17 protein-coding genes are annotated in these 16,966 nt (G+C 60.5%); 8 read left to right on the forward strand and 9 right to left on the reverse strand.

The features are described from left to right. Positions 1-37: 37 nt before the first annotated feature. On the reverse strand, positions 38-1,660 hold the full coding sequence (locus ACIOYV_RS21660) for a methyl-accepting chemotaxis protein (RefSeq protein WP_401326899.1): 1,623 nt from the start codon (positions 1,658-1,660) through the stop codon (positions 38-40). A 439-nt stretch (positions 1,661-2,099) separates the two neighbouring features. Between ACIOYV_RS21660 and ACIOYV_RS21665 the strand changes: the two genes are divergently transcribed. The 4 genes from ACIOYV_RS21665 to ACIOYV_RS21680 all read left to right on the forward strand — a co-directional run bounded on the left by ACIOYV_RS21665 (position 2,100) and on the right by ACIOYV_RS21680 (position 6,815). Next, on the forward strand, positions 2,100-3,122 hold the full coding sequence (locus ACIOYV_RS21665; RefSeq protein ID WP_054044822.1) for a transporter: 1,023 nt from the start codon (positions 2,100-2,102) through the stop codon (positions 3,120-3,122). A 212-nt stretch (positions 3,123-3,334) separates the two neighbouring features. Beyond that, entirely contained in the window at positions 3,335-4,948 is a 1,614-nt protein-coding gene (locus tag ACIOYV_RS21670; protein ID WP_054044824.1) for an inorganic phosphate transporter, read from the forward strand. 281 nt (positions 4,949-5,229) lie between these two features. Then, entirely contained in the window at positions 5,230-6,096 is an 867-nt protein-coding gene (locus ACIOYV_RS21675) for a hypothetical protein (RefSeq protein WP_163912684.1), read from the forward strand. Then, positions 6,093-6,815: a TylF/MycF/NovP-related O-methyltransferase gene (locus tag ACIOYV_RS21680; RefSeq protein ID WP_054044827.1), complete on the forward strand. Its 723-nt coding sequence runs from the start codon at positions 6,093-6,095 to the stop codon at positions 6,813-6,815. The genes ACIOYV_RS21675 and ACIOYV_RS21680 overlap by 4 nt, the downstream gene beginning before the upstream one ends. 375 nt (positions 6,816-7,190) lie before the next feature. Here ACIOYV_RS21680 and ACIOYV_RS21685 read toward each other — a convergent pair whose 3' ends face one another. After that, positions 7,191-8,087 (reverse strand): LysR family transcriptional regulator, encoded by an 897-nt coding sequence (locus tag ACIOYV_RS21685; RefSeq protein WP_401326906.1) that lies wholly within the window; start codon positions 8,085-8,087, stop codon positions 7,191-7,193. Between the two features lie 118 nt (positions 8,088-8,205). On the opposite strand from ACIOYV_RS21685, the gene ACIOYV_RS21690 reads away from it, so the two are divergent. Continuing rightward, positions 8,206-8,964: an SDR family NAD(P)-dependent oxidoreductase gene (locus ACIOYV_RS21690; protein ID WP_401326909.1), complete on the forward strand. Its 759-nt coding sequence runs from the start codon at positions 8,206-8,208 to the stop codon at positions 8,962-8,964. Positions 8,965-9,083: 119 nt separating this feature from the next. On the opposite strand, the gene ACIOYV_RS21695 is transcribed toward ACIOYV_RS21690, so the two are convergent. Then, the gene (locus tag ACIOYV_RS21695) at positions 9,084-9,935 is read right to left on the reverse strand and encodes an NAD(P)H-binding protein (RefSeq protein ID WP_401326912.1); all 852 of its coding nucleotides are present in this window, start codon (positions 9,933-9,935) and stop codon (positions 9,084-9,086) included. Positions 9,936-10,048: 113 nt separating this feature from the next. On the opposite strand from ACIOYV_RS21695, the gene ACIOYV_RS21700 reads away from it, so the two are divergent. Then, entirely contained in the window at positions 10,049-10,975 is a 927-nt protein-coding gene (locus tag ACIOYV_RS21700) for a LysR substrate-binding domain-containing protein (protein WP_401326914.1), read from the forward strand. A gap of 150 nt (positions 10,976-11,125) precedes the next feature. On the opposite strand, the gene ACIOYV_RS21705 is transcribed toward ACIOYV_RS21700, so the two are convergent. After that, positions 11,126-11,563 carry a multidrug/biocide efflux PACE transporter gene (locus tag ACIOYV_RS21705; RefSeq protein ID WP_054044836.1) on the reverse strand — a complete coding sequence of 146 codons (438 nt, stop codon included), beginning with the start codon at positions 11,561-11,563 and terminating at the stop codon, positions 11,126-11,128. Positions 11,564-11,652: 89 nt separating this feature from the next. On the opposite strand from ACIOYV_RS21705, the gene ACIOYV_RS21710 reads away from it, so the two are divergent. Then, positions 11,653-12,507, forward strand: coding sequence for a LysR family transcriptional regulator (locus ACIOYV_RS21710; protein ID WP_401326917.1), 855 nt, complete (start codon positions 11,653-11,655; stop codon positions 12,505-12,507). 396 nt (positions 12,508-12,903) lie between these two features. On the opposite strand, the gene ACIOYV_RS21715 is transcribed toward ACIOYV_RS21710, so the two are convergent. From ACIOYV_RS21715 to ACIOYV_RS21730, 4 genes are all read right to left on the reverse strand, one after another. Beyond that, a complete protein-coding gene (locus ACIOYV_RS21715) occupies positions 12,904-14,139 on the reverse strand; it encodes an RNA polymerase sigma factor (RefSeq protein WP_401326919.1) in 1,236 nt (411 codons plus the stop codon). Next, positions 14,139-14,630, reverse strand: a complete 492-nt coding sequence (locus ACIOYV_RS21720; protein WP_163912667.1) for an SRPBCC family protein — start codon at positions 14,628-14,630, stop codon at positions 14,139-14,141. Before ACIOYV_RS21720 ends, ACIOYV_RS21715 begins: the two co-directional genes overlap by 1 nt. Positions 14,631-14,657: 27 nt before the next feature. Continuing rightward, on the reverse strand, positions 14,658-15,002 hold the full coding sequence (locus ACIOYV_RS21725) for a YciI family protein (RefSeq protein WP_054044847.1): 345 nt from the start codon (positions 15,000-15,002) through the stop codon (positions 14,658-14,660). Positions 15,003-15,096: 94 nt separating this feature from the next. Next, positions 15,097-15,522, reverse strand: a complete 426-nt coding sequence (locus ACIOYV_RS21730) for a nuclear transport factor 2 family protein (protein WP_265040459.1) — start codon at positions 15,520-15,522, stop codon at positions 15,097-15,099. A gap of 140 nt (positions 15,523-15,662) precedes the next feature. Between ACIOYV_RS21730 and ACIOYV_RS21735 the strand changes: the two genes are divergently transcribed. Beyond that, on the forward strand, positions 15,663-16,148 hold the full coding sequence (locus ACIOYV_RS21735; RefSeq protein ID WP_401326924.1) for a GNAT family N-acetyltransferase: 486 nt from the start codon (positions 15,663-15,665) through the stop codon (positions 16,146-16,148). A gap of 173 nt (positions 16,149-16,321) precedes the next feature. Here the strand turns inward: ACIOYV_RS21735 and ACIOYV_RS21740 are convergent, their stop codons facing one another. Continuing rightward, positions 16,322-16,810 carry a GNAT family N-acetyltransferase gene (locus tag ACIOYV_RS21740; RefSeq protein WP_401326927.1) on the reverse strand — a complete coding sequence of 163 codons (489 nt, stop codon included), beginning with the start codon at positions 16,808-16,810 and terminating at the stop codon, positions 16,322-16,324. Positions 16,811-16,966 lie beyond the last annotated feature (156 nt).

Consider the following 16,966-nt stretch of genomic DNA (forward strand, 5'->3'; position numbering starts at 1 on the left):
ACCGGCTCGGTAAGCGAACCGATACAAAGCCTTTCCGTTATGCGCTGAGGCGCGCCGTCACTTCATTCAACTGCCCCGACAAGCCATGCAGGTTGTGGCTCGCCGCTTCGGTGCGCTGAACGTTGTCCAGGTTGGTGCTGGCTATCGTGGTGATCTCGGTCAGGTTGCGTGAGATGTCTTCGGCCACCGAGGTCTGTTCTTCGGCGGCGGTGGCAATCTGGCGGTTCATGTCACGAATGGCTTCCACGGCATGGGTAATACGCTCCAGCATGGCGCCGGCCTCGGTCACTTGCGCGACGCTTTCTTCGCTACGCGACTGACCGCTTTCGATGGCTTGAGCCGCGTCCACCGCACCGGTTTGCACGGTCTGGATGATCTGGTTGATCTCGATGATCGATGCCGCCGTGCGCTGGGCCAGGCTGCGTACTTCGTCGGCCACCACGGCAAAACCGCGCCCTGCTTCACCGGCACGGGCCGCTTCGATCGCTGCGTTGAGCGCCAGCAAATTGGTCTGTTCGGCAATGCCGCGAATCACTTCCAGCACCTTGCCGATGCGGCCGCTGTCGGTTTCCAGACGACGGATGACCGTGGCGGTATTGGCGATTTCGCCGCGCATCTGGGTGATGGTGTGAATGGTGCCCTGCATGACCTTCTCGCCTTGCTGGGCCGACTGATCAGCATCATCGGCGGCACGTGCCGCGTCGGCGGCATGACGCGCCACTTCCTGGGCGGTGGCGGACATTTCGTTCATTGCCGTGGCCACCTGATCGGTGCGGCTGAACTGCTCATTGGTGCCGCTGGCCATCAGGCCGGCGATAGCGTTCAACTCGCCGCTGGCGCTGTCCAGATCCTTGGCGCTGCGCTGCAAGCGGGTGAAGGTTTCGGCGAGGAAATCGCGCAAGGTGTTGGCGGCCATGGCCAGTTTGCCCAACTCGTCTTGACGGGTGCTGGCGACGCGCTCGGCAAATTTGCCCTGACTCAGTTGTGCCACGTAGTCGATCAGTTTGCGGATCGGGTCCACCAGGTTGCGGTTGATCAGCCACAGGCTCAACAGGCCGATCAACAGACCGGAAGCGAGCATCACGATAATCCCCAACATCACCGTGCGCCCGGCACTGGCGCTGATTAGCGCGGACTGTTCGGAACCCTGTTTGCGCAGTTCGCCGACCAGTTCGCTCATCTGATCGCTGGTGGCGCGGTCCACGCCTTTGACCGCTGTGTCGCCGGCGGTTGGATCGGCACCGGCGGCGACGTAGGCATCGCGACCTTTCTGGTAAGCGCTGCCCAACTGACGGTGTTCGTCACGCAGGCGTTCGATACGGGTCTTGAGCTGACCATCCAGGCCTTTCTGGCTGGCCAGTTCGCCGAGGATGCCCTGTACGTCGCTTTGACGATCCTGAAATTGCTTCCAGTATTTATCCAGGTCTGCTGGCTGTTTGCCGCGAAGCAATACGTTTTTCCATTCCTGAACCTGAACCTTGAATTGCAGGTTGGCTTCATCGATCAATTGCGAAGTGTGCAGCGGACCGTCGATCAGGTTGGCGTAGTTTTGCACGCCACTGGACAGGAAATGAAAGCAGGCCAAAGCGATCAGCAGCATCGCCAACAGGCTGCCGCTCAACAACGCGAGGATTTGGGCTCTCAGGGATTTTTGCAGCATCGGATGATACTCACGACAGGAAATAGGCACGCCTGATTGGGCGTGAAAGACGTCCAAACTTCCCTGTCTGCGGTCCCGGTTCGTGGCCGGGGCCGAGCAACCTAACACCTGCGTCATCGGCGTGCCAGAGCGGTTCTTGAGTCGATCCCGACCATCGGTAACGCACACGTTTGCGTCGCCACGCAACTGTCACAAAACCGTCAAGACACCTTGCGATGATGCCCGGTAGCAATCGCCGTACCTGCCGTAGCAGCTGTCGAGCAACGCGAGGCTGCGTTCGGCGGCGAAGCCGTCGTCAGATTTGAGCACGCGGTTTACCTGAAGCACCGCGATGCATGATTTCACGACGGCTTCGCCGCCGAACGCAGCCTCGCGCTGCTCGACAGCTGCTACAGGTGCTACAGGCGCTACGGCCGGACGCCCCTCTCAGCGAGACCTCATGAACCACGCCATCGATCACACCCATCGCGATACTGACTTGTTCGGCCTGCTTTACGGCTTCCGTTTTCGTCCCGGTGAGCGCGGTCGGGAGATTGATTCGGCCGAGGCGCTGCGCTGTTTGCAGCAATCGGAGGACAGCGATGAATTCCTCTGGCTGCACCTGAACCTGGCGCACGCCGCGTGCGAACGCTGGATGAAAAGCCATCTGGAATTGCCCGAGGAATTTTTTGAGGCGTTGCACGAAGGTTCGCGTTCGACGCGTATCGAGCATGTCGATTCGGCATTGCTGGCGGTGGTCAACGATGTGGTGTTCAACCTCAGCAGCATGGTCTCGTCGGATGTGTCGACGCTGTGGGTGTGTGCCCGCAGCAAGTTGATCATCAGCGCGCGCCTGCAACCGCTGCACTCGGTGGACAAGTTGCGTTCGTCGGTGAAGGCTGGCGAGTGCTTCCGTTCGCCGCTGGAGTTGCTGGTGCACCTGCTGCGCGATCAGGGCGAAGTGCTGACGCAGATCGTGCGCAAGACCAGCCAGAGTGTCGATCAGATCGAAGACGAATTGCTCTCGTCGCGATTGTCGACCAACCGCGCCGAACTGGGCGCCAATCGCCGGGTGCTGGTGCGCCTGCAACGGTTGTTGGCGCTGGAGCCGGGCTCGTTGCTGCGCTTGCTCAACCGGCCGCCGCAATGGTTGCAGAAGGAGGACGTCAAGGAGCTGCGCAAATCCACCGAGGAGTTTGCGCTGATCATCAACGACCTCACGGCCCTCGGTGAACGGATCAAGCTGTTGCAGGAAGAGATCGCCGCCAACCTCAACGAGCAAAGTAACCGTACGCTGTTTACCTTGACCGTGGTCACGGTGCTGGCGTTGCCGATCAACATCATTGCCGGTTTTTTCGGGATGAACGTGGGTGGGATACCGCTGGCGGGCGATCCGGAAGGGTTCTGGATTCTGGTGGCACTGGTGGCGACATTTACCGTGCTGGCCGGGCGTTGGGCGTTTCGTAAGCGCCAGGATTATTGAGCCCCCCCATTCCCCTGTAGGAGCGAGGCTTGCCCGCGAAGAACGATCACGCGGTCATTCAGATAGACCGAGGCGTTCCATTCGCGGGCAAGCCTCGCTCCTACGGGACGGGTGGCTACACAAAATACTTAAACACTGACCCACCGCAGTCTCTCTGTCACATTTTGAAACGATCATGGGCGACACTCCTTCCCTCCTCAGGATTGTCCGGCATGGCTACTCCTTCCTATACGACTGCCCAGGCGCCCGCCAGCAGCGCCAGACCGCAGCTAAACAAAAAACCCGGCCTGTTTACCCTGGTGGTTTTCTTCGGGGTATTGGCCAGCGGATTGTTGTTCACCGCTTACAGCCTGATGCACGACATGCACGAACTCGGCACGGTGGTGACCACCTGGACCCCGTTTCTGCTGCTCGGCGTGGCACTGTTGATCGCCCTCGGCTTTGAATTCGTCAACGGTTTCCACGACACCGCCAACGCCGTGGCCACGGTAATTTACACCAACTCGCTGCCGCCGAACTTTGCGGTGGCCTGGTCCGGGTTCTTCAACTTCCTCGGCGTGTTGCTGTCCAGCGGCGCGGTGGCGTTCGGCATCATCGCGTTGCTGCCGGTGGAGCTGATTCTGCAAGTCGGCTCCTCCGCCGGTTTCGCCATGATCTTCGCCCTGTTGATCGCCGCGATCCTGTGGAACCTCGGCACCTGGTGGCTGGGCTTGCCGGCCTCGTCGTCGCACACCTTGATCGGTTCGATCATCGGCGTCGGTGTGGCGAACGCCTTGATGCACGGCCGCGATGGCACCAGCGGCGTGGATTGGGCGCAGGCTACCAAGATCGGTTATGCGTTGCTGCTCTCGCCGCTGGTGGGTTTTGGCTGTGCCGCATTGTTGCTGCTGGCCTTGCGCGCCTTCGTCAAGAATCGCGCGTTGTACAAGGCACCGGAAGGCGATGCCCCGCCACCGTGGTGGATTCGCGGCCTGTTGATCCTGACCTGCACCGGCGTGTCCTTCGCCCACGGTTCCAACGACGGCCAGAAAGGCATGGGCCTGATCATGTTGATCCTGGTCGGCACCTTGCCGATGGCCTATGCGCTGAACCGCACCATGCCAGCCGATCAGGCGTTGCAGTTCGCTGCCGTGGCTGAAGTCACCCAGCAAGCCTTGGTGAAAGCGTCGCCGCTGCCGGCTCCGGCGGATCCGCGGCCGATCCTTTCCGACTATGTGCGCAGCAAGGAAGCCACGCCACAACTGGTCCCCGCCCTCGCCGCCCTGACCGGCAGCATCGGCGCCGAGGTCAAGGGTTACGGTTCGCTGTCGAAAGTCCCGGCCGAGGCCGTGGGTAACGTGCGGAACGACATGTACCTGACCAGCGAAACGATCCGCCTGATGGACAAGAACAAGGTCGGCAACTTCGACGCCGACACCAGCGGCAAACTGCAACTGTTCAAGCAACAGATCGACAACTCCACGCGCTTCATTCCGTTGTGGGTGAAGATCGCCGTGGCCATCGCGCTGGGGCTGGGCACCATGGTCGGCTGGAAGCGCATCGTGGTGACGGTCGGTGAAAAAATCGGCAAGACTCACCTGACGTATGCCCAAGGCGCGTCGGCGGAAACCGTGGCCATGCTGACCATCGGCGCCGCCGACATGTTCGGTTTGCCGGTATCGACCACCCACGTGTTGTCCTCAGGCGTGGCCGGGTCGATGGTCGCCAATGGCGGCGGCTTGCAGATGAAGACCATCCGCAACCTGCTGATGGCGTGGGTGTTGACCTTGCCGGCGGCGATCCTGTTGTCGGGCAGCTTGTACTGGTTGTTCACCAAACTGTTCTGACCCACCCCGGAACCTGTAGGAGCGAGGCTTGCCCGCGAAGGCGGCGTAACATTCAACGCAAATATTGACTGAGTGACCGTCTTCGCGAGCAAGCTTCGCTCCTACAAAGACCAGCATCCCGGCTCATCTCCCGAGCCGGGATTTTTTTTGCCCGGACAACGCATTTCGTCGCCATTTCTGCCAATTTCATCTTTATTGACCTGCGAGGCGATGGATCGCACTTCAGTTTGCTAACGTGGTGCCGATTCCTTAGAGACTCGATGCATTCAGGAGTGAGAACCGTGAACCTGTACATCAATCAGCTTCAGAAAAAAGCTGACTTCAAAGAAGCCATCTACGCCGGTGACATCTTCTTGAACACTGAGCTGCGTGCCGCCAAAGAGCTGTGCGCGTTTGCCCAGGAAAGCATCACTGCCGCCTTCAACGGCGAGACCAACCACCAGGCCCTGCACACCTTGATGCCGGTGGAAGAATTCGTGGTGCTGGTGACCCGCCTCAAGGGCCAGTTCACCAACAGCCAGCGCGCCAAGGAATTGATCCTGGCGTTCATCGATGAAATCGGTGTCGACCCGCGCGAATACATTTTCGACGTGCCGCGGATTCGCGTAGTGCCCAACTACGAGTACCTGCACGCGGGCGTCAGCTACGCCTACAAACCCCATCGCGATACCTGGTACGGCAGCGTCGATTGCCAGATCAACACCTGGATGCCGGTGCACACCATCAGCCCCGACCAGACCATGATGATCAACGGCGGCTACTTCGACGTGCCGGTGAAGAACACGTCCAGCGAATGGAGCCTCAACGACTGGATCAGCAACCAGCGGCACAAAGCCAAGGAAAACCTCAAAGAGGAAGCCCGCGTGCACCCGGTGCCGCTGGAAGCGATCAATACCGCTTCCGAAGTGCGTGTGGCCGGCAACACCGGTGACATGCTGATCTTCTCCGGTTCGCACCTGCACGGTACTGTGCCGAACCACACGCAACAGACCCGCTTCAGCGTGGACTTCCGCCTGATGCACCTCGACGACCTCAAGCATCAGCGCGGCGCGATCAACGTCGACAGCGCGTGCCCTGACGTCGGCGCCGGTTTCAAAGACTATTTCCACGCCCACGACTTTTCGAATTTCCAAGGAATCCAGCAATGACCAAGCGTCGCATCACGCCCGCCGAGGCCCAGTACAACGAAACCCGTGCCAACGTTCTGAAACGGGTCGATGCCGAGTACGTGGCCGACGCGCCGTTCGTCTTCGCTAACCGCATCGGCGTGACCGCCGCGCTGTCGCGCATGGAACTGTTCAAGAAAGTCGCCGAAGTACCGGGCGCGATCATCGAGTGCGGCGTGTACAAGGGCAACTCGCTGATGCTCTACATGCACTTGTCGATGATCCTGGAACCGTACGCGATCAACCGCTCGATCGTTGGCTTCGACACGTTCGAAGGCTTCCAGAGCATCGACAAGAAAGAAGACCCGGCGGACGTCAACGAGACCATGTTCTCCGACACCGACCAGTCGCTGATCCAGGACATGATCGACGCCAACGACCTGCTGCGCCCGGTCAACCGCATCCCGCGTTGCGAGCTGGTGAAAGGCGACATCGTCAAGACCGTGCCGGAGTGGGTCAAGACCCGTCCGGACCTGGTAGTGGCGATGCTGATCCTCGACACCGACCTGTACGAATCGACCAAAGTCGCGCTGGAAACCTTCCTGCCGTACATGCCAAAAGGCGCGGTCGTGGTGCTGGACGAAGTCGCCTACCGCAACTTCCCGGGCGAAACCAAAGCCCTGCGCGAAGTGCTGGACCTGAACAAAATCGAACTCAAGCGCCTGCCGTTCGATTCGTGCGTGGGCTACTTCCACGTCTGACGCATCACCCTGTGGGAGCGGGCTTGCTCGCGAAGAGGCCGTGTCAGTCAACTTCAATGCTGACTGACCCACCGCCTTCGCGAGCAAGCCCGCTCCCACATTGGTATTCGATGCACCCAAAATCCGCGCTCCACAGCGATCCCTTTGTAGGAGCGAGGCTTGCCCGCGAAAGCGGTTTCACAGTCAACGCAACTGTTGCCTGACACACCGCCTTCGCGAGCAAGCTTCGCTCCTACAGGATTTTCGGTGAACGCTAAATCTGTGCCCCACAGCGATGCCTTTGTAGGAGCGAGGCTTGCCCGCGAAGACGGTTTCACAGTCAACGCAATTGTTGACTGACACACCGCTTTCGCGAGCAAGCTTTGCTCCTACGGGTCAATGGGTGCTGCGGATAACGTGTTCCACCCAATCCATGAACGCCCGCACTCGCAAGGGCAGATGCCGTTGCCGTGCGTACAGCATCGATACCTCCATCGATGGCGCACGCAGTTGCGGCAACACCTCTACCAGTTCACCGCTGAGCAAGTACGGCTGCATGCCCATCAATGGCGCCTGGACCAGACCGAAACCGCCCAGGCACGCCGATTCGTAGCCGTCGGAGTTGTTGACCGTAATGCAGCCAGCCATCGCCACGCGGTGCAGCTTGCCCTCCTCCTCGTACTCAAAACCTTCCGAACGCGCACCCAGCACGTTGACGTAATGCACCAGCCGATGTTGTGCCAAATCTTCGAGGTTTCGCGGCACGCCGTAGCGTTTCAGATATGCCGGACTGGCGCAGTTGACCACGGCAATGTCGCACACCCGCCGCGCCACCACTGACTGATCCGGCTGCGCCCCGACCCGCACCACGCAATCAAACCCCTCACTGAGCAAATCAACCCGGCGGTCGGTGCTGCTGATTTCCAGTTCCAGATGTGGATGCTTGTCCATGAATTCCGGCAGGCGCGGCATGACGAAACGTCGGGCCATGATGCTCGGCATGTCGATGCGAATCCGTCCGGCCAATGATGCTTCGTCTTGCCTGAACAACCCTTCGATTTCATCCATGTGCGACAGCAAATCCTTGCTGCGCTCGTACAACACCAGGCCGTCCTGAGTCGCCTGAACCTTGCGCGTAGTGCGTTGCAGCAGACGCGTGCCGAGCAATGTTTCCAGGGCCTGGACATGCTCGGACACCGTAGACCTGGGCAAACCCAAGCTCTCACCAGCAAGAGTAAAACTCGACATTTCGCTGACGCGAACAAAGGTGCGCAGCAGTTCCAGCTTGTTCATGGGCGACCTTCTATTGTTCGACTTAACCGACCAGTGATTCCGATTTACCTCTGTTTATCACCATGAGCCGGATAAATAAACTTCCTCACATCGCTCACACACTGCTTGAGGAAATCCCATGACCCGTAAAATCGCATTGATCACTGGCGCCAGCCGCGGCCTGGGTAAAAGCGCCGCACTGCACCTGGTCGCCCAAGGCATCGACATCATCGGCACCTACAACAGCCGCGCCGATGAAGCCCAGGCACTGGTCGCCGAAATCGAAAGCCTGGGTGGCCGCGCCGCCATGCTGCAACTCGACGTTGGCCAAAGTGAAAGCTTTGCCGCGTTCAGCGGCGAAGTCGCGAACGTGCTGAAAAACCACTTCGATCAACAGCGCTTCGACTTCCTGATCAACAACGCCGGGGTCGGTGTGCACGCGAACTTCGTCGACACCACCGTGGCGCAGTTCGATTTACTGATGAATATCCATCTGAAAGGGCCGTTTTTCCTGACTCAGCAATTGCTGCCGCTGATGAATGACGGCGGGCGCATCGTCAATGTGTCCAGTGGTCTGGCGCGTTTCAGCCTGCCGGGTTACGGCGCTTATGCGGCGATGAAAGGCGCGATGGAAGTGCTGACGCGCTACCAGGCCAAGGAACTTGGCGAGCGCGGGATTGCGGTGAACGTACTTGCGCCGGGCGCCATCGAGACTGATTTCGGCGGCGGTGCGGTGCGGGATATCGCGGCGGTGAATCAGATGGTGGCGAGCAATACGGCGCTGGGTCGCACCGGTCAGCCGGATGACATTGGTGCCGCGATTGCGCTGCTGCTGTCGCCGGGTGGCCAGTGGATCAACGGCCAGCGCATCGAAGCGTCGGGCGGGATGTTTTTGTAAGCCACACCAAGATTGAGCAGACGTTTGTAGGAGCGAGGCTTGCCCGCGAAGGCGGTTTTACACTCAACGAAATGGTTGACTGACACACCGCCTTCGCGGGCAAGCCTCGCTCCTACAAGTTAATTCGTCAGCAGTTGCTTGAGGACGGTCAACAACTCGATCCGGCCCTTGCGCGGCTCACCTTCAAACTCGATCCAGCCTTCGTTGAAGCCGTCGATCATCTGCATCCGTGGCAGCGGATATTTCATCCCCTGACTTTCAAACAATCCCTGCCACGTCTCACGAGGCACAACCTGCATGCGCACCGGTTTGCCGAGCAATTCGCTGAAACCGGCGCCCAATTGCAGCGGCGTAATCCGTTGCGGGCCTTCCAGTTCGATGATGCGCTGACCGCTCCACTCCTCCAGTAACAGCTCTGCGGCGACGCGACCGACGTCGGCGGTGGCAATCATCGGCACCGGTTTATACAGAGGTTGCAGGAAGCTTGGAACAGTTCCCGAACCAACCGCGTGCTCGACATCCCACAACGCGTTTTCCATAAACCAGGCGGGGCGCAGCAGGGTGACCGGCAGCGCCAGCGTGGCCAACGCCAGCTCCAGCAAACGCAATTGATTGAGCAGGTTCGGTTGCGAGGCCTGGGCGCCAATGGTCGACAGCCCCACCACTTTGCCTGGCTGAGCGGCCTCCAGCGCCGAGCGAATGTTCTCCACCACTTGCCGGGTTTCCGGGAAGCCCGGCGACGGGTCGAAATTCGACGGCATCATCACAAACACCCCGGCCACACCGGTGAACGCCTTGGCCATGGCGTCGCGATCATCGACATCGGCCACCGTCAGTTCACACCCCTGTTGCGCCCACACCGCACCTTTATCGGCACTGCGCACCACCGCGCGGACCTTATGCCCGGCGGCCAGCAATGTGCGGGCGACCGCGCCGCCGACTTTCCCGGTAATCCCCATGACTACGTACATCAGCTGTTCTCCTGCTGGATGGCGACGGTTGTCGCGATGGGCAGAATAGTGAGCCGAGCGTTGAGATTCTCCGATAGCATGAATGTCATTGCATAAATGATCGGGAGTCACCAATGAGCTTTGATGCCAGCCTCGCCAGTGGCATGGGCGTGTTCAGTGCGGTGGTCGATGGCGGCAGTTTTGTCCGGGCCGCCGAGGTGCTGGAACTGACGCCATCCGGGGTCAGCCGGGCCATCGCTCGACTGGAGAAACGCCTGGGCATCCGCCTGTTCGACCGCACCACCCGCACGGTCACGCTCACCGATGAAGGTCGGCGCTTCCATGGCGAAATCGCGCCGCTGCTGGCCAGCCTGGAAGAAGCCGCCAACTCGGCCTCGACCAGCGCCACGCAAGTGCGCGGTCGGTTGCGGGTGAACATGGACCCGTATTTCTCGCGACTGATTCTGGGACCGAAGCTCGGGCAGTTCATGGCGCGTTATCCGGAGCTGTACCTGGAACTGCAAACCCGCGATCAACTGGGCGACATGGTGGCGGACGGCTTCGATCTGGCGGTGCGTTTCGGCCATCCGCAGTCTTCGTCGCTGGTGGCACGCAAGTTGTTGGACGTGCGCGTGCTGACCCTCGCCGCTCCGGCGTATCTGAAGCGTCACGGCCGACCGCTGGCGCCGCTGGACATGGAAGATGAGCGGCATGTGTGCGTGCAGTTTCGCGACCCGCAGACGGCGCGGCCGTTTGGCTGGGAGTTTCATCGCCCGGGGCGCGCGGTGCTGCATGTGCAGCCGCATTGCCGGTTGCTGGTTAATGATGTCGGTACGTTGCACAGCGTTTGCGAAAGTGGCGAGGCGATTGCCCAGGTTTTGGATTTGGGGATTGCCCCGGCGCTGGCAGCAGGACGATTGGTGGAGTTGTTTCCGGACTGGCCGGACGAGCGATTTCCGTTGTATGCGTTGTACCCGTCGCGGCATTTACCGGCGGCGAAGGTGCGGGCGTTTTTGGCGTTTGTGAGTGAGTTGTGTGGCGGGACGACGGGCCCCGTGTAGCAGCTGCCGAGCACCGCGAGGCCGCGTTCGGCGGCGAAGCCGTCGTGAAATCAGACTATGCGGTGTGTCAGGTAGACCGCGTATTCAGGGTTTACGACGGCTTCGCCGCCGAACGCGGCCTCGCGGTGCTCGACAGCTGCTACAAGGTCATTAGCCTTGGCAAGAACTGCGCAAGACCAACCGCTCCCGCACCACGTCATACCCCCAGTGGTAAACATAGGTGTACGGCAGGAAAAACAGCAGCACGCCGATGTCCAGCAGGAACGCCTGCCACAGGCTGATGCTCAGCCACCAGGCAATCAGCGGCACGCCCATCACGATCAAACCGCCTTCAAACAACAGCGCGTGCACGACCCGGACCCAAGCATTGCGCACGATCTCGAAACGCTTGAGCAAGCGGTCGAAAAACCCGTTGAACACCACGTTCCAGGCCAACGCCAACGCGGCGATGGCGATGGTGGCGACGCCCATTTCCAGCATCGGCTTGTCCATGACCCAGGCCAGTAGCGGGGTGCAGATCACGACGGCCAGCAGTTCGAAACCAATGGCCTGGAAAATACGTTCAGTGATGGATTTGTTGGCGTTCATGGCCAGACTCCCTGAGTGAGTGTGGTTGCCATGATCTGTCAGCACACCGATACTTCATAATCAATAACCATCGACCAAGGCGATAGTTCATGGCCTCTCACGAAGTGTTGCTGGCGTTTGTCCAGGCGGCGACCCAAGGCTCGTTTTCCGCAGCGGCGCGCAAACTCGGGCGCAGTCAGTCGACCATCAGTGCCGCCGTGGCGAGCCTGGAGATCGACCTCAACCTGACCCTGTTCGACCGCAGCAGCCGCAAGCCCACGCTGACCCCGGCCGGGCACGTGATGCTGCAACGGGCCGAGGACATCCTCGCCGCCACCAGTCGCCTGGAAATGACCGCCAGCCAATTGTCCCAAGGGGTCGAGGCGAAGCTGACGGTGGCGATTTCCGACACCTATCAGTCCGACCGTTTCGAAGCGGCCCTCAGCGCTTTCGAGCAGCGCTATCCAGACCTGGAGCTCGAATGCCTGATCGCCGAATGCGATGACCTGGTGGCGCTGGTGCAACGCGGTCGGGCAAATGTCGCCTTCGCCGAAATGCAGGACAGCTATCCGCCGGATCTGGTCAGTTCTACGGTCGATGAGCACACGGAAATCGCGCTGTTCGTCTCTCAATCGCACCCGTTAGCGACACAGAACGGGATCGATCAGGATCTGCTGCAACAGCATCGGGAGTTGCGTTTGGCGACCATCGTCAATCCGTATGAAAGTCGCGCGAAGGGTCGAGTGTGGTCGGCGCCGAGTTACCTGATGCTGCTGGAAATGGCCCAGGGCGGATTCGGCTGGGCACCGCTGCCGCGCTGGCTGGTGGGCCGGTTTGGCGCGGGGGTGCTGGTAGAACTGGACGTGCGCGGCTGGCCGAAACCACTGTTTGTCGATGCGCTGTGGTCAAGGCTGCATCCGCCGGGGCCAGCGGGGAGTTGGTTGTTGAGCAAGATGTTGGAATAGCGGCGCCCCCGTAGCAGCTGTCGAGCTGCGCGAGGCTGCGTTCGGCGGCGAAGCCGTCGTGAAATCAGGCGACGCGGTGTGTCAGGTAGACCGCATATTTAGGGTTTACGACGGCTTCGCCGCCGAACGCCGCCTCGCGGTGCTCGACAGCTGCTACGGGGGGACCCTACCTCATGCAACCCGCGCAACGCCGGCAGAGCCGCGCGTATCAGCAGCCGTAGAACGTGTGTGTTCGGGAGATTGTGTTGACGGTGACTCGGCAGCAGGCCTGACCTTTTATTGATGGTCCTGATGGCCTCTTCGCGGGCAAGCCTCGCTCCTACAGGTTCGAGTCGAATCACAATGGATACTGTAGGAGCGAGGCTTGCCCGCGAAGAGGCCGGCAGCCCCACCACATCATTCCAGCTCCCTGAGCCGCCCCTCAATAAACCGCCGCTCCGGCGCCTGCTGGGTCAACTCAAGCGCCCGTTCATACGCCGCCCTAGCCTCGTCCACCCTTCCCAACTGCCGACAAAACTGCCCCCGCGCTGAATGCGCCAGGTGGTAATCCAGCAACTCCCCCCGCGCCAGAAGATCCTCCACCACCGTCAACCCCGCCAACGGCCCATCACGCATGGCCAGCGCTACCGCGCGGTTCAGTTCGATCACCGGCGACGGCACCGCCCGCAGCAGCAAGTCATACAGCCCCACAATCTGCGGCCAATCGGTCTCCCCCGCCGTCGGCGCTTCGGCATGCACCGCCGCAATCGCCGCTTGCAGGCAGTAAGGCCCGAAGCGCCGCAAGGTCAGCTCGCGCTCCACCAGCGCACAACCTTCGGCAATCATCCCGGCGTCCCACAGCGAACGGTCCTGTTCGTCCAGCAGGATCAACTCGCCAGTGTCCGAGGTCCGGGCCGGGCGTCGCGATTCGTGCAACAGCATCAACGCCAGCAACCCCATCACCTCAGGCTCGGGCAACAACTCCACCAGCAACCGCCCGAGACGAATCGCTTCGCGGGTCAGCTCTTCCCGGGTCAGTTCGGCGCCGACGGAGGCCGAGTAACCTTCGTTGAACACCAGGTAAATCACCCTCAATACACTGTCGAGACGCTCGGGCAATTCGGCCAGCGACGGCACTTGGTAAGGGATTTTCGCGTCACGAATCTTCGCTTTCGCGCGCACGATGCGCTGGGCGATGGTGGCCGGCGCCGAGAGGAAGGCCCGAGCGATTTCTTCCGTGGTCAGGTCGCAGACTTCGCGCAGGGTCAGCGGCACTTGGGCGTCCGCCGCGAGGGCCGGGTGACAGCAGGTGAAGATCAGCCGCAAGCGATCGTCTTCCACGTCTTCACCACTCCAGTCGGCCTGTTCCAGCTCTTCAAGTTGCGCGATCAGCAACGGTCGCGACGCCTTGAAACGCGCGCGCCGCCGTAACACATCAATCGCCTTGAAGCGCCCGGTGGAGACCAGCCAGGTGCGCGGATTGTCCGGCACGCCGTCACGCTGCCAGCGCTCGACCGCGACGAAAAACGCCTCGTGCAAGGCCTCTTCGGCGAGGTCGAAATCACCGAGCAAACGGATCAGTGTCGCAAGGATTCGCCGCGAGTCTTCGCGGTAGACCTGCTCGACCCGCGCCTTGACCGACTCGGCGGACATCAGTCCGGCATGCCTTCGGTCACCAGCGTCACCAACCGATCCAGGCTCTGTCCCCAACCGTCGTGAAACCCCATGGCCTCGTGGGCTTGCCGATCCTCTTCGCTCCAATGCATGGCCCGGGCGGTGTAGAGAGTTTTGCCGTCCCGGTCTTCGAGGGTTACTTCGGCACTCATGAACGGTTTTCCCGACGGAATCCAGCCAGGAATAAACGCGTCGGTGAACACCAGCCGTTCCGGCGCGACGATCTCCAGGAACACGCCCATGGTCGGGTATTCCGTGCCATCGGGGGCGCGCATCAGAGTGCGAAACTGCCCGCCGACCCACAGGTCCATTTCGCACTCCGGCGTGGTCATGCCGTGGGGCCCCCACCACTGGGCGAGCAAGGCCGGCTCGGTCCAGGCGCGGAAGATTTTGCGCCGTGGCGCATCGATCAAACGGCTGATCGACAACTCGAATTCGGCAGGCTGTTTTTTAAAGGGTTGCGGGCTCATGCAGTTCTCCTGTTTATTTTTGATTGTTCAGGGATTCAACTGGCGAACGGGACGCACCTCGACACAGCCGACCCGGGCCGCCGGGATGTCGCCGGCGACCTGGATGGCTTCGTTAAGGTCCTTGGCATCGATCAGGTAGAAGCCGGCCAACTGCTCCTTGGTTTCGGCGAACGGGCCGTCGGTGATCGACAACTTGCCGTTGCGCATCCGCACCGTGGTGGCGGTCTGCACCGACTCCAGCGCCTCGGCGGCGATCATCCGGCCACTGCCCTGGATCGACTCGGCATAGGCCATGCACTCGGCGTCTTCGGGGCTGTCGGGCAGTGAGTGCAACGCCTGTTCGTTGCTATAAACCAGGCATAGGTACTTCATGGGACTCTCCGTGATCGGCTGATCAACTATGGCTGCTGTTGGGTGCTTTGGCGGACTTTCCGACGAGTAAGCTCCGACGAGTAAGCCCCGACGATCAGGGTTTCAGCTCGAACAGCGCGGCGCCGCTGGTCATGTCGAACGGCGCCGACCAGTGTTCATGCACAATCTGCCAAAGCCCCGCTTCTTGCCGATAGCACTGTGTAACGCGCATCCAGCAGGACTGGGTTTCGCCCTTCTCATTGGTGCCGCCGCACTGGGCCAGCCAATGCGCGAAGGCGATCTCCTGCGACGGCGCGATGTCGATCTCGTGGAACTCGAAAATGTGCGGGCCGGGGCACATTTCCATGCATGCCTGCCAATGCGCGCGGTAGGCAGCCTTGCCCTTGAATTGCAGGGCCTTGACCGCGTCGAAGGAGACGATGTCGTCGGCGTACAGGGCCATGACTTTTTCCACGTCTTTGGCGATGACGGCCTGGCGATAGTTTTCGATCAAGTTATGGATTTGGGTTTGCGAGTTCATGGGGGTTCTCCATGTTTTTGTAGTGAAGACACCTCTAGTCGTTCGGCGTAACGTTGAATCGACAACACAAATAAAAATAATCCAACCACGCAAACTCGCTAGAATCCGAAGCCCGTTTGCAGTGGAAAAAGGACACTCCAGTGACAGCTCTACTTGTGCCTTATGAAAACCTGAACACGCTTCAGCGCCAGCAGGTCGAGGCCATCGAAGTACACAAAGAACAAATCAAATTCTCCGGCGACATCCACGGAGCGTTGCACTCCTTGCTGTCCAAACCCGGTCCCGGCGTCAAAGGCTTTGCCTTGCTGGTCGAAGAAATTCCCGTCGCCTTCCTGCTGCTCAAACGCCCACCGGCGCTCCCGGCCTGGGCCAATGAACACAGCGCCACCTTGCACGCCTTGCAAGTCGATCAACGCGCCCAGGGCAAAGGCTATGGCAAAGCCTGCCTGCAAGCACTGCCCGAGGCGGCGCGTCTGGCATTCCCGGAAATAAAGGGGATTGAGTTGTCGGTGGATGCTGACAATGAAGCGGCGATTGCACTGTATGCCAGGTTTGGATTTGTGGATAGTGGCGAGGCGTATAAGGGGCGGATTGGGTATGAACGGCGGATGGGACTGGTTTTTTGATTTGTAGAAGACAACATTCCCTGTCTGGCCGCTAACGTTCAAGCGACGCAAACCCTGTGGGAGCGAGCTTGCTCGGGATGACGGCGGCACATCCAACATTGATGTGACCGTCAGACCGCAATCGCGAGCAAGCTCGCTCCCACAGGGGATATTCGGCGCTCCGAAGATATTTGTTACAGCGCCAACACCATCTCATGCCACGCCATCCCGCCATGGTCCGACGCCGATGGCTTGATGTAGGCGAACCCAAAACCGGCATACAGCGGGATATGCCGTTCCTTGCACATCAGATGAATGCTGGCCTTGCCCATGCCGCGCATTTGCTCGATGAATTCCCCCATCAAGCGCTTTGCCAAACCCTGCCCCTGATAATCCGGGTGCACCACCACCGACATGATCACCACATGCGGTCCGGCCGGGTCGTGGCCGATCAGTTCCTTGAACGCTTCGTCTGACATTTCCACTTCAAACGCCGCACCGGAATTGATGAAACCGGCTACAACGCCATCGACTTCGGCCACGATGAATCCGTCGGGCCAGGTGGCGATGCGGGTGGCGATTTTTTCCCGGGTGGCGGCTTCGTCGCCTTCGTAGGCCACGGTTTCGATGGCGAAGCAACGGTCCAGGTCGGCGGGGGTGACGTGGCGGATAACGGTGTTCATGGCAGCTCGGTTTCAGCGTTGAAGAGGGGGCAGATCATAGAGGAATAAGGTGTTCATATCGATCACCGCCGATGCCGTAAAGCCTGCGTATAGGCGCTGTTATTGCTCGGCGAATCGGATTATTGGTGGTCCCTGTCTCTGATCATCCATAGGGGG

The sequence above is a fragment of the Pseudomonas sp. NPDC087342 genome (assembly GCF_044744265.1).
GTDB lineage: Bacteria > Pseudomonadota > Gammaproteobacteria > Pseudomonadales > Pseudomonadaceae > Aquipseudomonas > Aquipseudomonas nunensis.